Genomic DNA, 13379 nt, shown 5'->3' with positions numbered 1-13379 from the left:
TGTGTCAGGGACTCGGCGACATGTCTTTTAAAGACCTGAAAATACCCGCAAAACTTGGCGTTGCATTCTGCGCCGTCATTCTGGCCTCGACGATTTCGTCGGCCTTGGTCTTCAGCAGCCTCAAGCGCATCGACGAGTCGATGATCTCGACCCAGCGCAGCCTGGGCCTGGCCGCTCAGGCCGAAGAGATCATGGCGCTGGTGCTGGAACAGCAGAACGCCCTGCGCGGCTACGTGATCATGGGCGACGCCAAGTTCGCCGACACCTACAAGGAGTCGAAGGACAAGTTCGACGATCGCCTCGACGCCTTCGAGGCCAAGACCACCGTTCCGGAACAGAAGGCCCGCATCCAGCGCCTGCGCGACGCGATGACGACCTGGCGCAAGACCATCGGCGATCCGTCGATGACCTTGATGGCCGATCCGGCCACGGGCCGCGAGCAAGCCGGCCAGCTGACCGGCAAGAAGAGCCTGACCGAGATCCGCGCCATCCAGAAAGAATTGCTGGCCGCCGCCCAGGAGCGGGTCGCCGTCCGCGCCCAGGAGGCCAAGGCCGCCCAGAGCATGGCGCATTGGTCGCTGCTGATCGGCGGGGCCGCCGCGGTGATCATCGCCGGCCTGATGGGCTGGCTGCTGTCGAGCACGATCGGCGCGCCCGTCGCGGCCATGACCGCCGCCATGCGTCGCCTTTCCGCCGGCGACAACGCCGTCGAGGTGCCCGCCACGGGTCGCCAGGACGAGGTCGGCCAGATGGCCAGCGCCGTCGCCGTCTTCAAGGACGCCGCGATCGCCAAGCTGCGCGTCGAAGCCGAGTCCGCCGCTCACCGCGCCGCCGTCGAGACCGAGCGCGGCGCCAACGAGGCCGAGAAGGCCGAGATCGCCCGCAGCGACGCGGTCAATATCGCCGCCCTCACCGAGGCGCTGGACCGCATGGCCGGCGGCGACCTGACCCACCGTATCACCATCGCCTTCTCGCCCAAGGCCGAGAGCCTGAAGAGCAACTTCAACGCCGCCGCCGACCGCATGCAGCAGGCCGTGCGCGCCATCAACGCCGCGACCGGCGGCGTCAGCAGCGGCGCCGACGAGATCGCCGAGGCCTCGGACAACCTCTCGCGCCGCACCGAGCAGCAGGCCGCCAGCCTGGAAGAGACGGCTGCCGCTCTGGACGAAATCACCGCCACGGTCCGCAAGACCGCCGACGGCGCGCGCGAGGCCTCCGCCCTGGTCGCCCAGGCCCGCACCGGCGCCGAACGCTCGGGCCAGATCGTCGACCAGGCGGTCAGCGCCATGAGCGAGATCGAAAGCTCGTCGGCCCAAGTCAACCAGATCATCGGCGTGATCGACGAGATCGCCTTCCAGACCAACCTGCTGGCGCTCAATGCCGGCGTCGAAGCCGCCCGCGCCGGTGAGGCTGGCCGTGGCTTCGCGGTCGTGGCGCAAGAAGTCCGCGCTTTGGCGCAACGCTCGGCCGACGCGGCCAAGGAGATCAAGACCCTGATCTCGACCTCGACACAGCAGGTCGGCGCGGGCGTGGACCTGGTGGCCCAGACCGGCGAAGCCCTGCGCGCCATCGTCGGCCAGGTCGCCTCGATCGACGCCCTGGTGAAAGAGATCGCCGCCTCGGCCCAGGAGCAGTCCACCGGCCTGCACCAGGTCAATGTGGCGGTGAACCAGATGGACCAGGTCGTCCAGCAGAACGCCGCCATGGTGGAAGAAGCCACCGCCGCCAGCCACTCGCTGAAGGGCGAGGCTGGCGAGCTGGCGGTGCTGGTCGGCCGCTTCCAGGTCGGCCCGGCCGAGGCTCAAGGCCGCCGCCGCGCGGCCTGACGCCCTTTCGCTGAACAGCGTTCACGTACTAGGTTCCTCCCAACGATAAGAGTTGGGAGGGGCCGATGACGCCGGGTTTGATGCAGACGACGCCGCTGATGATCAGCGGCATCCTGACCTATGCGGCCCAAGCCCACGGGGCGCGCGAGATCGTCTCGCGCCTCATCGACGAACCGATCCACCGTTACGACTATACGGGCCTGGCCCGGCGCGCCGCCCAGGCGGCCCACGCGCTGCGGCGGCTGGGCGTCAAGGCCGGCGACCGCGTCACGTCCCTGGCCTGGAACACCCACCGGCACCTGGAGCTGTTCTACGCCGTGCCGGGCGTCGGGGCGGTGCTGCACACGGCCAATCCGCGATTGTTCGACGAGCAGATCGTCTACACGGTCAATCACGCGGAAAGCTCGGTCCTATTCTACGATCGCAACTTCGCAGGCTTAGTCGAGCGGATCCGCCCGCAGCTGACCACGGTGAAGACCTTCATCATGCTGTCGGACGAGTACGAGACCCTGATCGCCGGTGAGCCCGAGACGATCGACTGGCCGGTCTTCGACGAGAACGCCGGGGCCTTCCTCTGCTACACCTCGGGCACGACGGGCGATCCCAAGGGGGTGCTCTATTCGCACCGCGCCGTGGTGCTGCACGCCATGGCCGGGGGCCTCAATAGCGCATTCGGCTTCACCGCCTTCGACGTGGTGATGCCCTGCTCCAGCCTCTACCACGCCACCGCCTGGGGCCTGCCGTTCAGCGCGCCGATCTGCGGGGCCAAGCTGGTGCTGCCGGCCGACAAGATGGACGGCGCCAGCCTGCACGAGCTGATCGAGGGCGAAGGCGTCACCTTCACCGGCGGCGTGCCAACGATCTGGACGATGTATCTGGCCTGGCTGGAAAAGAACGACGCCTCGCCGACCACGCTGAAGCGTGTCGTCATCGGCGGCAGCGCCGTGCCGCGCGCCATGGCCGAGGCGTTCAAGCGGCTGTACGGCGTCCAGACCCTGCAGATCTGGGGCATGACCGAGACCTGCCCGATCGGCGTCGTCGCCACCCCCACGCCCGCCCTCGCCGCCCTGGGCGAGGAGGCCATGGACGAGGCCATCTGGACCCGCCAGGGCCGGCTACAGTTCGGCATCGAGCTGCGGGTCGAGACCGAGGACGGCAGCGAAGCGCCCTGGGACGGCGAAACCTCCGGCGCCCTGCTCGTGCGCGGCCCCTGGGTCGTGCGGCGCTACTTCAAGAAGGACGCCGACGCGGCGCGCGCGGACGGCTGGTTCGACACCGGCGACATCGCCACCCTGGACGCCCACGGCTTCATGCGCATCACCGACCGCCAGAAGGACGTCATCAAGTCGGGCGGCGAATGGATCAGCTCCATCGACCTGGAAAACGTCGCCGTCGGCTGCCCCGGCGTGAAGATCGCCGCCGTGGTGGGCGTGCCGCACCCCAAGTGGGAGGAGCGGCCGCTGCTGGTCATCGAGGCGCACGAGGGGTCCGCGGTCTGCAAGGCCGACGTGCTCGAGTACCTGGCGCCGAGGATCGTGAAGTGGTGGACGCCGGACGATGTGGTGTTCGCCGCGGTGCCTTTGACCGCGACGGGCAAGATCGACAAGAAAGTGCTTCGGGAGGCGTGGAAGGGGCACTTGGTGGGCTAGAGCTTCAACCGCCAACTCTCCGACACCAGCCCTTCCGCGAACCCGTCATAGTCCCAGCTCTTCTCCAGCTCGAACCCGAACCGCGCGTAGAGCCGGCGGGCGGGCAGCAGGTTGGCCTGGGTCCAAAGCACCATCTCGGCATAGCCGGCCTCCCGCGCCCGCGCGATGCAGGCACCGACCAGGGCCTCGCCGACGCCCAGGCCGCGCGCGCTCGGATCCACCAGCAACAGGCGCAGGCGGCCCGTCGTGTCGTCCTCGCGCGCCAGCATGATCGAGCCGACCTTGCGACCCTCATGCTCGGCGATCCAGCAGGCCTCGCGGGCCGGGTCGTAGGTCTTGACGTAGTCGGCCACGACGCCGGCCACCACGCCCTCGAACCGATGGTCCCAGCCTTCCTCGGCGGCATAGAGCTCGCCGTGCCGCTGGATGATCCAGCCCAGGTCGCCTGGGCCGGTGGGTCTCAACGTAACCGTCATGCTTGTTCTTTGGCCTCGACCAACGCCTTCAGCTTGGCCAAGTCCCGCGCCACCGCCGCCGCATCACGGGCGAAGGCAGCGTCGTCGAACATGCCGGGCGGACGATAGAGGGTCATCACCACCTCGGCCCCCTCGCCGTTCGCGACCACCCGCAGCGGCATGTAGAGCTCGGTCCCGTCCGGCAGCGTCACCCAGTGGTCGAGAATGCCGTAGGCGTTCGGCTCAGAGAACTTCACATGCACGTCGCCGCCGGGACCGTGGGCGATCCACTGGTCGCCGTCCTGGGTCAGCCCCGAGGCCAGGCCCGCCGCCCACTGGGTGAAGCTCTCGGGCTCGTGGGTGAAGGCATAGACCTCGTCGGCCGACCTGTGGATCCGGATGCTGATATGCCGGGACTCGAACATGCGCGCTGCTCCGCCGTCATCTGGGAGCCCCATCTGACGACGGCTACAGCGCGTCATGCAAGACCTCAGCGTTCGCTATCGAGGTGCGTCATCATCGCCTCGGCGTAGCGCGTGCCCGCCACGGCCTCGCTCGGCACGGCGGCCTCGATGGCGGCGAGGTCCTCAGGCGTGAAATTCACCTCCAGCGCGCCCAGGGCCTCGGTCAGGCGATCACGGCGACGGGCGCCGATCAGCGGCACGATGTCGTCGCCGCGCGAGGCGACCCAGGCGATGGCCGCCTGGGCCGTGGTCACGCCCTTGCTCTCGGCCACCGCGCCCAGCGCCTGGGCCAGCTTCAGGTTGGCGTCCAGGTTGTCGCCCTGGAAGCGCGGGCTGTGAGCGCGGAAGTCGCGGCCGACATTCTCGGAGCGCTGCTTGGTCCAGTGGCCGCTGATCAGGCCGCGCGACAGCACGCCATAGGCCGTCATGCCGATGCCCAGCTCGCGCAGGGTGGGCAGGATGTCCTTCTCGACGCCGCGCGAGACCAGCGAGTATTCGATCTGCAGGTCGGCGATCGGCGCGACCTTGGCGGCCCGGCGGATGGTCTCGGACCCGACCTCGGACAGGCCGACGTGACGGACATAACCGGCCTGGATCATCTCGGCGATGGCCCCGACCGTGTCCTCGATCGGCACGCTCGGGTCCAGGCGCGCGGGGCGATAGATGTCGATGTGGTCGACGCCCAGGCGCTTGAGGCTATAGGCTAGGAAGTTCTTGATCGCGGCCGGGCGGCCGTCGAAGCCCACGAAGCCGCCGGCCGGATCGCGCAGGGCGCCGGTCTTGACGCTGATCACCAGCTTGTCGCGCTTGTGGTTCTTCAGCGCCTCGCCGATCAGCATCTCGTTGTGGCCCATGCCGTAGAAGTCGCCGGTGTCGATCAGGGTCATCCCGGCTTCGACGGCGGCGTCGAAGGTGGCCAGGCTCTCGGCCCGGTCGCTGGGGCCGTACATGTCGGACATGCCCATGGCGCCGAGGCCGAAGGCGGAAACGACGGGGCCGGTCTGGCCAAGTTGGCGGGTCTTCATGGGGGTCTCTCCTTGAGAAGCGAGGAGGGTTATGCGCCTGAGCGAGCCGTGCGATAATCCGAGAAGATCCGCACGGGTCGTTCGGAATTTCGCACAATGCAGCACGCCGACTTCGCTGATCTCGACGCCTTTACGGCCGTGGCGCAAGCCCGCGGTTTCCGCGCCGCCGCCGCCCTGCGCAATGTCTCAGCCTCGTCATTGTCCGAGGCCGTCCGGCGGCTGGAGACCCGGCTGGGCGTGCGCCTGCTGAACCGCACCACCCGCAGCGTCACCCCCACCGAGGCCGGCCAGAAGCTGCTGGAGCGCCTGACCCCCGCCCTGTCCGACGTCGCCCTGGCCCTGGACGAGGTCAACGCCTTCCGCGACAGCCCAACCGGCACCCTGCGCCTGAACGTGCCGCTGGTGGCGGCCAAGGTGGTGTTCCCGCGCCTGATCCCGAAGTTCCTGGCCCAGCATCCGGGCGTGGCGGTCGAGATCATCGCCGAGGACAGCTTCATCGACGTTCTGGCCGCCGGCTTCGACGCGGGCGTGCGTTACGACGAGCGGCTGGAGAAGGACATGATCGCCGTGCCGCTGTCGGGGCCGCAGCGGTTCATGCTGGTCGGCGCGCCGGCCTATTTCGCCGCCCATGGCCGACCCCAGCATCCGCGCGACGTGCTGGACCACGCCAGCATCCGCCATCGGTTTCCCAGCGGCGCGACCTATGCCTGGGAGTTCGAGAAGGACGGCCAGACGATCCGCCTGGATCCGCCGGCCCGCCTGACCTCGACCAGCCTGGACCTGGAGCTGGCGGCCTGCGAGGCCGGCGTGGGCCTCTTGGCCACCTTCGAGGACTTCGTGGCCCCGGCCATCGCGGCGGGGCGGCTGGAGGCGGTGCTGGAAGACTGGCTGCCGCCGTTCACCGGGCCGTATCTGTACTACCCCAGCCGGCGGCACATGCCCGCGCCGCTGCGGGCCTTCATCGACTTCGTGAAGGCCGAGAGGATGGGCCCCTGAAGTCCGCCCGCGCTATTCGCGATAGAACGTGCTGCCCTTGTTGGGGGCTGTCAGCGCTCGAAACCATCCGATGCGCTCGGCGCTCTCGATCTCCAGGATCGGAGGCGAACTGGCCCAGATTTCCGCCGAAACACCGACGGTGAATTCAGCCGTCAGGCGACGCAGGACGACCTCCGCCGCTTCTTGCTCACTGTCGGCGAAAGCGAGGCGCGTCGTAAAGAAGCCTCGGTTCGCCACCTTGGCGTCCCGGCCATGCACGAGGAACTGATAGCAGGGTGTCCGCCAGTTCCTGTTCACAGCCTTAGAACACCGGCAGCGGACGCGGTTTGCGGTCCTCGCCGATGGCGACGAAGGTGAAGACGCCTTCGGTGACCTTGTGGGCCTGTTCGGCGTCGCGGCGGCGGCGCCAGGCCTCGACCTGGACCTTCAGCGAGGTGCGGCCGGTATGGACGATCTTGGCGAACAGGCTGACCTCGTCGCCGACCAGGACGGGGCTGATGAAGGTCATGCTGTCGACGGCGATGGTGGCGCAGCGGCCGGCCGCGCGGTGGAAGGCGATCGAGGCCGCCGCCAAGTCCATCTGCGACAGCAGCCAGCCGCCGAAGATGTCGCCTTCGGGGTTGGTGTCGGAGGGCATGGCGATGGCGCGCAGCACCGGCGCCTCGTGCGGCCACTCGGCCTTTTCCCAAGCCTTGGCGAGGGTCTCGGCCCGCTGGGCCTCCAGGACGCTATCGGTCACTTAGTGGCCGCCGGCGCCTTCGTAGACGCCCGGCGCCAGGCGCTCGTCCTCGTCGCCCTCGCCGGTCGCGGCCACGAAGCGGCGATCGCAGTACGAGCAGTCGACGAAACCGGCCGCGCCCATCTCCAGCCAGACGCGCGGATGGCCCAGGGCCCCGCCGACGCCGTCGCAGGCGATGCGGTGCGAGCGGACGGCGATCGTCTCCGGCGCGGAGCCGGCGATCGCGTCGATGTCCATGGCGGTCGGAGCGGTGGCGGGGGTCTTGGCCATATGGCGAGTCCTCAGAATTCTGAACGCGGCCTTGGCGCGGCGGCGAACGAGGCATACCTATGCGACGCTCAAAGGCGCCGTCAATCGACGGGCGCCTCAAACGACGTTTCCCGACCTTCTCGCTTACCGATCTGGACGCTCAATGGACCTGCCCGCCTACGCCATCGAAGCCGAAGGCCTGTACAAGACCTACGCCGCCACCAAGACCTCGCCGGAAAAGCGGGCCTTGAACGGCGTCGACCTTAAGATCCCGCGCGGCTCGATCTTCGGCCTGCTGGGCCCCAACGGCGCGGGCAAGTCGACCTTCATCAACATCCTGGCCGGCCTGGTGCGCAAGAGCTCGGGCACGGTGAAGATCTGGGACCGCGACATCGATCTGCGGCCGCGCGACGCCCGCGCCGCCATCGGCGTGGTGCCGCAGGAACTGGCCGCCGACGTCTTCTTCACCCCGCGCGAGTCGCTGGAGGTGCAGGCTGGCTTCTACGGCGTGCCCAAGAACGAGCGCCGCACCGACGAGCTGCTGAACGCTCTCGGCCTGGGCGACAAGGCCGGGGCCTATGTCCGTCAACTGTCGGGCGGCATGAAGCGCCGCCTGATGGTGGCGAAAGCCATGGTCCACCAGCCGCCGGTGCTGATCCTCGACGAGCCCACCGCCGGCGTCGATGTCGAGCTGCGCCGCCAGCTCTGGCACTATGTGAAGGGCCTCAACGAGCTGGGCGTCACCATCGTGCTGACCACCCACTACCTGGAAGAGGCCCAGGAGCTGTGCGACGAGATCGCCATCGTCAATCGCGGCGAGGTCGTCGCCTGCGAGCCGACGCCCAAGCTCTTGAGCCGCATGGACAGCCGCAACGTCGTGGTCACGCCCGAGACGCCGGTGACGGCCGCCCCGGCCCTGGCCGGCTTCGACACCAAGCTGCGGGCGGGCGGCGCCTTCCAGGTCAGCTACCGCACAGGCCAGTCCAGCGTCGAGCAGGTGCTGGCGGCCGTCCGCGCCGGCGGCATCCAGATCAAGGACATCGCCACCGAGGATCCGGACCTGGAAGACGTCTTCCTGGCCCTGACCTATGGCGACCCGAACGCCGCCGATCCGACGAAGGACTGAGGGTATGAGCAGCAAGCCTGACGCGCTGCGGCGCCTGATCGACCTTCCCGGTGTCAACGACCTGGAGTACCGGGCGCTGCTCAAGCGCGACTTCGCCGAACCCGAGGCCCGGGCCGAATATCCGGAGATCGACGCCTGCGTGCTGGCCCTGTTCGGCTTGACCACCGACGCCGCCGAGGCGGTGGAACGACCGGCCGACTGGGACGACATCGAGACCCGGCCGCCGGCCGCGCAGGTCGCCGCGTTCGAGGCCGAGGGCTGGGACGTCACCGACGACAAGCGCCGACCGCTGCGCGTCCTGGGGCATTTTTCCGCGCCGCTGTGGCTGGCGGTGCGCGGCGTGGCCGGAACCCTGCCCTTTCAGCCGGAAAGCACGGAACCGGAAGCCTGGATGTCCAAGCTCGAGGCCGAGGCCAAGCGCTTTCGCAAGCGCTAGGCGCAGTAAGAAGCTTCGAGAAAGCCGCGCGCACCTAAGGCTTGCCTTCCCGGGACTCGCCCGCCAACACTCCCGCTTCGAAACGGGGATTGGGGCGTAAGATGAGTTTCCTGGAGAAGCAGTTCGGGCTGAAAGCCCAGGGCACCTCGGTGCGCACCGAGGTGCTGGCCGGCTTCACCACCTTCCTGACCATGGCCTATATCGTGATCGTCAATCCGGCGATCCTGGGCCAGACCGGCATGCCGATCGCCGCCGTCGCCGCCGCCACCTGCCTGGCCGCGGGCCTGGGCTCGATCCTGATGGGGCTGATCGCCAACTACCCGATCGCCCTGGCCCCTGGCATGGGCCTGAACGCCTATTTCACCTTCACCGTCGTCAAGGGCATGGGCCTGCCGTGGGAGACCGCCCTGGGCTGCGTCTTCCTGTCGGGCATCGCCTTCCTGGTGCTGACCGTGGCGGGCATCCGCCAGCTGATCGTCGGCGCCATTCCGCGTCCGCTGTTCTCAGCCATCGCCGCGGGCATCGGCCTCTTCATCGCCTTCATCGGCCTGAAGGAAGCCGGCATCATCGTCGCCAATCCGGCCACGACGGTGGCGCTGGGCGACCTGACCCAGCCGACCGCGATCCTGGCCATCCTGGGCCTGGCGATCATAGGCGCGCTGATGGCCTGGCGGGTTAAGGGCGCGATCCTGATTGGCATTCTCGTGGCGGCCGCCGCCGGCTGGGCCCTGGGCCTGGCCAAGATCGTCCCCGGCGAGTCCGGCCTGGCCGCCCTGACCGCCACCGCCTTCAAGCTGGACGTCCCGGCCGCCCTGCACCTGAACGGCGGCATGGGCATGGCCCTGGCGGAGGTGATCTTCGTCTTCCTCTTCGTCGACCTGTTCGACAATGTCGGCACCCTGGTCGCGGTGACCAAGAAGGCGGGCCTCGTCCAGCCGGACGGCACGATCCCGCGCCTGAACCGCATCCTCACGGCCGACAGCATCGCCACCATCGGCGGCTCGCTGGCCGGCACCTCGACCGTGACCAGCTATATCGAGAGCGCCTCGGGCGTCGCGGCCGGCGGCCGCACCGGCCTGACGGCGATCGTCGTGGGTGTGCTCTTCCTGCTGACGCTCTTCTTCGCCCCCTGGGTCCAGGCCATCCCGGCCGCGGCCACGGCCCCGGCCCTGATTATCGTAGGGTCGCTGATGATCGGCGCCCTGACCGACATCGACTGGGAAGATCCCGGCGTGGCCATCCCCGCCTTCCTGACGGTCATCGCCATCCCGCTGACCTTCTCGATCGCCAACGGCCTGGCGTTCGGCATCACCGCCTTCGCGGTCCTGAAGCTGGCGCGCGGCCAGGCCAAGCCCGGCGACTGGCTGCTCTTCGTCCTGGCCGCCCTCTTCGTGGTCCGCTTCATCTACATGGGGGCTGCTTGAGGGGGCGCCGCGTGATCGGGTTTGCGCCAACGCGGCCTTTCGGCTAAGACCCGCTTCCGCCCTGGGCAACCAGGGCGATACGCACCCGTAGCTCAGCTGGATAGAGCGTTGCCCTCCGAAGGCAAAGGTCACACGTTCGAATCGTGTCGGGTGCGCCATTTCTCCTGAAATTCAGCCGAGTTCCGGCGCCAGATGTGTCGGCTGACGGCTGACCAGACGGTCGCTCCAGCGCCAGCGGCGGCCGTAGTGCATGGCCGGCTCCTCGACCAGCTTGGTCAGGCCCCAGCCCACCAGCAGCGCCACCGGCAAGGCGACCGCGCTGACCAGACCCTGAACAGGCGTGGCCAGGTCCGGCGCGGCGCCCAGCAGGCCGCCATGCATCAGGCCCAGCACCGGCATGTGAGTCAGGTAGATGCAGTAGCTGTTGGTCCCCAGGAACCGCAGGATCGGTGAATGATAGACCTTGGCCTCGGGCGCGCCGTGGACGATGGCCAGCAGGTAGCCAGCACAGCCCATGGCCACCAAGGTCGGCGAGAACACCGGAAACAGCGTCGGCGACAACATCTGCAGGGCGCCGGTCGCGACCAGGGCGATCAGCGGTGAGACGCGCAGCCAGATCATCCAGCGCGCCCAGTCGACGCCGCCGCGCACCACGGCTACCGCGCCCAGCAGGCCCAGCACCAGAATGTCGGCCCGGGCCGGCAGCAGCACCAAGCTGGCGTATTCGGCGCTCGGCCCTGTTCCGGCTAGGGCCGCGCGCAGGATGATGGCGACCAGTCCCGCGCCAATCAGCCAGCCGGCCAGGCGGCGCAGAGGCGTGAACACCAGCACGGCGGGAATGACCAGATAGAAGTGCTCCTCGACCGCCAGGGTCCAGGTGGGCGCCAGCCAGTGCGCGCCGATCGAGGCTTGGTCGATCATGAAGAAGGTCTGGGTGAAGGACAGGTAGGACCATAGCGGGAACCGCACGGGCGCATCGGTCCAGGCCGGCAGCATCTCGACCATGGCCCAGACGATTGCCGTGACGAGCACATAGGGCGGCAGGATGCGCAGGCAGCGGCGCACGTAGAACACCAGGAAGAAGTTGGCGTGATCCTTTTTCTCCAGGATCAGCTTGCCGATCAGGTAGCCGCTCATCAAGAAGAACATGTCGACCGCCACCCAGCCGAACATCAAGGCGCGCAGGCCGTGGGGCAGCTCGCCGAAGAAGTGCGAGAGCACCACCAGCAGGGTCATCATGCCCCGTAGGCCTTCCAGGGCCGGCAACCGGGCGCCGGCGGCCTGATCGATTGGCGCGTGTTGAACATGCGACATGGGAGAGCCCCCAGGGTTGAGAAACTCAACCTATGGGACTCATCTTGATGCGACCTTAAGACGCACAGCGCGCTGAAGGGTTGAGCGCACCTTGAGACGAAAAAGGCCCGGCGGGATCCGCCGGGCCTCGTTTCGCACCGTCGTTGCGGGTCTTTCCTAGAAGAAGCGCTCGCCCAGGCGGATGGTGTCGCCCGGGGCGACCACGATCGAGGGGGTCAGTTCGGACTTCTGCTCGGTGGTCTCACCGTTGTGCTTGATCCAGACGTTCTTCTTGTCGGCGCGGTAGGTGAAGCCGCCGGCGGTGGCCACGGCGTTCAGCACGGTCAGGCCGGCGGTGTAGGGATAGGTGCCCGGCTTCTCGACCTCGCCCAGGATGTAGAACGGGCGGAAGGTCAGGACCTCGGCGCTGACGCGCGGATCCTTCAGGTAGCCGTCGCTGAGAGACTTCTGCACGGCCGTCTGGAACTGGCCCAGGGTCATGCCGCCGGCCTTGATCTCGCCGATCAGGGGCAGGGACATCACGCCGCTGCCCGAGATGAAGAACTCGCCCGACAGCGAGGGCTCGCCGTACACCGTCACCCGCACCTTGTCGGCCGAGCCGAGCACGTAGTCCGCCGGCTGCGCGGCGGCGCTGACCGGCGTATTGCCGATCGCCGCCTGCTGGGCATGCGCGACGCCGCCCAGCCCACCGACCATCATGCAGACGCCGAGCGCCAGCATCGCGAGGGCGCGCGAGAATTTCGAAACACCGATCATGGCGAAGTTTCTCACCTTAGAGACTTGTCGATCCTGGGATCTGAAATGCCACATCGCACGTGACCGCGAGATGAACAAGACGAAGTCTCAGGTCCCGCGTGCTTTACTGAACTGAATGATCTTCGGCTCACCGCCATCAAGTCTAACGGCGGTCAGGACGCCAGTCGCATAGGCGCCCGTGTCGACATTGATCCGTTGACGGCCGACGAACACCTCTTCGGTGGGCGTATGGCCGTGGACCACCGTGGCCTTCAAGCCATGCGGGTTGTCGAGGAATTCATTGCGGATCCACAGCAGGTCGGCGGCCACCTGCCGATCCAGCGGCAGGCCGGGCTTAACGCCGGCGTGGACGAAGACGTAGTCGCCATAGACGACCAGCAGCTCCAGCTGCTTGAGGAACATCTCATGGGCCGGCGGGAAGGCGGCGCGGAAGGCCTGGCGGGTCTGCTCCCACACCTCGGCCTCGGCCCGGCCGACCGGACGCTGGACGCCGTACGAGGCCATGGTCTCGCCGCCGCCGTATTCCACCCAGGACGGCCCGGCCATCGGGTCGTCCAGGAAGTGCAGCAGCGTCTCTTCGTGATTGCCCATCAGGGCGCGGAACTCGAAGCGGCCCTCGGCGCCTTGCGCCTTCAGCAAGATCAGGCGTTCGATCACCTGCGACGACTGGGCGCCACGATCGACATAGTCGCCCAGCATCACCAGCACCGGCGGGTCCTGACGACCCATGGCGCGATAGTCCTCGGTCATCCGCTCGATCAGGCCGTCCAGCAGGTCGAGCCGCCCGTGAACGTCACCCACGGCGTAAACCACACGGCCCTCGGTGGACGAGGCGCGGCGGGGTTGCTGCTTGGGACGGAACAGGGATTTGAACATTGCACTCGCCGGGTCGGCGACAGGGCGCCAGGACTTGAACCCTT

Annotated in this window: 15 protein-coding genes and 1 tRNA gene; 7 read left to right on the top strand and 9 right to left on the bottom strand. The window is 68.1% G+C overall.

Annotated features, from left to right (window positions below):
• Positions 1-20 precede the first annotated feature (20 nt).
• Together AC07NF_RS13915 and AC07NF_RS13910 are read left to right on the top strand one after the other, a co-directional pair.
• Entirely contained in the window at positions 21-1826 is a 1806-nt protein-coding gene (locus AC07NF_RS13915; protein WP_494626720.1) for a methyl-accepting chemotaxis protein, read from the top strand.
• 65 nt (positions 1827-1891) lie between these two features.
• Positions 1892-3475: a long-chain fatty acid--CoA ligase gene (locus AC07NF_RS13910; protein WP_494626718.1), complete on the top strand. Its 1584-nt coding sequence runs from the start codon at positions 1892-1894 to the stop codon at positions 3473-3475.
• On the opposite strand, the gene AC07NF_RS13905 is transcribed toward AC07NF_RS13910, so the two are convergent.
• From AC07NF_RS13905 to AC07NF_RS13895, 3 genes are all read right to left on the bottom strand, one after another.
• On the bottom strand, positions 3472-3951 hold the full coding sequence (locus AC07NF_RS13905; RefSeq protein ID WP_494626716.1) for a GNAT family N-acetyltransferase: 480 nt from the start codon (positions 3949-3951) through the stop codon (positions 3472-3474). The genes AC07NF_RS13910 and AC07NF_RS13905 overlap by 4 nt on opposite strands.
• Positions 3948-4355, bottom strand: a complete 408-nt coding sequence (locus AC07NF_RS13900) for an SRPBCC family protein (RefSeq protein WP_494626714.1) — start codon at positions 4353-4355, stop codon at positions 3948-3950. Before AC07NF_RS13900 ends, AC07NF_RS13905 begins: the two co-directional genes overlap by 4 nt.
• Positions 4356-4420: 65 nt before the next feature.
• On the bottom strand, positions 4421-5419 hold the full coding sequence (locus AC07NF_RS13895) for an aldo/keto reductase (RefSeq protein WP_494626712.1): 999 nt from the start codon (positions 5417-5419) through the stop codon (positions 4421-4423).
• A gap of 96 nt (positions 5420-5515) precedes the next feature.
• On the opposite strand from AC07NF_RS13895, the gene AC07NF_RS13890 reads away from it, so the two are divergent.
• Complete coding sequence (locus AC07NF_RS13890; RefSeq protein WP_494626710.1) at positions 5516-6415, top strand: LysR family transcriptional regulator; 900 nt, start codon at positions 5516-5518, stop codon at positions 6413-6415.
• A gap of 12 nt (positions 6416-6427) precedes the next feature.
• On the opposite strand, the gene AC07NF_RS13885 is transcribed toward AC07NF_RS13890, so the two are convergent.
• The 3 genes from AC07NF_RS13885 to AC07NF_RS13875 form a co-directional block, all read right to left on the bottom strand.
• Positions 6428-6652, bottom strand: coding sequence for a hypothetical protein (locus AC07NF_RS13885; protein ID WP_494626708.1), 225 nt, complete (start codon positions 6650-6652; stop codon positions 6428-6430).
• Positions 6653-6716: 64 nt separating this feature from the next.
• On the bottom strand, positions 6717-7154 hold the full coding sequence (locus AC07NF_RS13880; protein WP_492815794.1) for an acyl-CoA thioesterase: 438 nt from the start codon (positions 7152-7154) through the stop codon (positions 6717-6719).
• Complete coding sequence (locus tag AC07NF_RS13875; protein ID WP_492815795.1) at positions 7155-7424, bottom strand: zinc-finger domain-containing protein; 270 nt, start codon at positions 7422-7424, stop codon at positions 7155-7157.
• Between the two features lie 142 nt (positions 7425-7566).
• Between AC07NF_RS13875 and AC07NF_RS13870 the strand changes: the two genes are divergently transcribed.
• The 4 genes from AC07NF_RS13870 to AC07NF_RS13855 all read left to right on the top strand — a co-directional run bounded on the left by AC07NF_RS13870 (position 7567) and on the right by AC07NF_RS13855 (position 10547).
• Positions 7567-8529 (top strand): ABC transporter ATP-binding protein, encoded by a 963-nt coding sequence (locus tag AC07NF_RS13870; protein WP_494626707.1) that lies wholly within the window; start codon positions 7567-7569, stop codon positions 8527-8529.
• 4 nt (positions 8530-8533) lie between these two features.
• Positions 8534-8965 carry a hypothetical protein gene (locus AC07NF_RS13865; RefSeq protein WP_494626705.1) on the top strand — a complete coding sequence of 144 codons (432 nt, stop codon included), beginning with the start codon at positions 8534-8536 and terminating at the stop codon, positions 8963-8965.
• Positions 8966-9066: 101 nt separating this feature from the next.
• Positions 9067-10389 (top strand): NCS2 family permease, encoded by a 1323-nt coding sequence (locus AC07NF_RS13860; RefSeq protein WP_494626703.1) that lies wholly within the window; start codon positions 9067-9069, stop codon positions 10387-10389.
• An 81-nt stretch (positions 10390-10470) separates the two neighbouring features.
• Positions 10471-10547, top strand: a tRNA-Arg gene (locus AC07NF_RS13855).
• 13 nt (positions 10548-10560) lie between these two features.
• Here AC07NF_RS13855 and AC07NF_RS13850 read toward each other — a convergent pair.
• From AC07NF_RS13850 to AC07NF_RS13840, 3 genes are all read right to left on the bottom strand, one after another.
• Positions 10561-11703 (bottom strand): acyltransferase family protein, encoded by a 1143-nt coding sequence (locus AC07NF_RS13850; protein WP_494626701.1) that lies wholly within the window; start codon positions 11701-11703, stop codon positions 10561-10563.
• Positions 11704-11859: 156 nt separating this feature from the next.
• Positions 11860-12459: a polysaccharide biosynthesis/export family protein gene (locus AC07NF_RS13845; protein WP_494626699.1), complete on the bottom strand. Its 600-nt coding sequence runs from the start codon at positions 12457-12459 to the stop codon at positions 11860-11862.
• Positions 12460-12546: 87 nt separating this feature from the next.
• Positions 12547-13335 carry a metallophosphoesterase family protein gene (locus tag AC07NF_RS13840; protein ID WP_492815801.1) on the bottom strand — a complete coding sequence of 263 codons (789 nt, stop codon included), beginning with the start codon at positions 13333-13335 and terminating at the stop codon, positions 12547-12549.
• Between the last annotated feature and the right edge of the window lie 44 nt (positions 13336-13379).

Source organism: Caulobacter sp. GW821-FHT10A06, from assembly GCF_059415805.1.
This window is presented reverse-complemented; position numbering and strand designations above follow the sequence as displayed.

Bases quoted from the DNA above. Each gene is read 5' to 3' on its own strand.
- AC07NF_RS13915 (WP_494626720.1), top strand. From the start codon at position 21: ATGTCTTTTAAAGACCTGAAAATACCCGCAAAACTTGGCGTTGCATTC.
- AC07NF_RS13900 (WP_494626714.1), bottom strand. From the start codon at position 4,355: ATGTTCGAGTCCCGGCATATCAGCATCCGGATCCACAGGTCGGCCGAC.
- AC07NF_RS13905 (WP_494626716.1), bottom strand. From the start codon at position 3,951: ATGACGGTTACGTTGAGACCCACCGGCCCAGGCGACCTGGGCTGGATC.
- AC07NF_RS13860 (WP_494626703.1), top strand. From the start codon at position 9,067: ATGAGTTTCCTGGAGAAGCAGTTCGGGCTGAAAGCCCAGGGCACCTCG.
- AC07NF_RS13870 (WP_494626707.1), top strand. From the start codon at position 7,567: ATGGACCTGCCCGCCTACGCCATCGAAGCCGAAGGCCTGTACAAGACC.
- AC07NF_RS13845 (WP_494626699.1), bottom strand. From the start codon at position 12,459: ATGATCGGTGTTTCGAAATTCTCGCGCGCCCTCGCGATGCTGGCGCTC.
- AC07NF_RS13890 (WP_494626710.1), top strand. From the start codon at position 5,516: ATGCAGCACGCCGACTTCGCTGATCTCGACGCCTTTACGGCCGTGGCG.
- AC07NF_RS13910 (WP_494626718.1), top strand. From the start codon at position 1,892: ATGACGCCGGGTTTGATGCAGACGACGCCGCTGATGATCAGCGGCATC.
- AC07NF_RS13850 (WP_494626701.1), bottom strand. From the start codon at position 11,703: ATGTCGCATGTTCAACACGCGCCAATCGATCAGGCCGCCGGCGCCCGG.
- AC07NF_RS13840 (WP_492815801.1), bottom strand. From the start codon at position 13,335: ATGTTCAAATCCCTGTTCCGTCCCAAGCAGCAACCCCGCCGCGCCTCG.
- AC07NF_RS13865 (WP_494626705.1), top strand. From the start codon at position 8,534: ATGAGCAGCAAGCCTGACGCGCTGCGGCGCCTGATCGACCTTCCCGGT.
- AC07NF_RS13875 (WP_492815795.1), bottom strand. From the start codon at position 7,424: ATGGCCAAGACCCCCGCCACCGCTCCGACCGCCATGGACATCGACGCG.
- AC07NF_RS13895 (WP_494626712.1), bottom strand. From the start codon at position 5,419: ATGAAGACCCGCCAACTTGGCCAGACCGGCCCCGTCGTTTCCGCCTTC.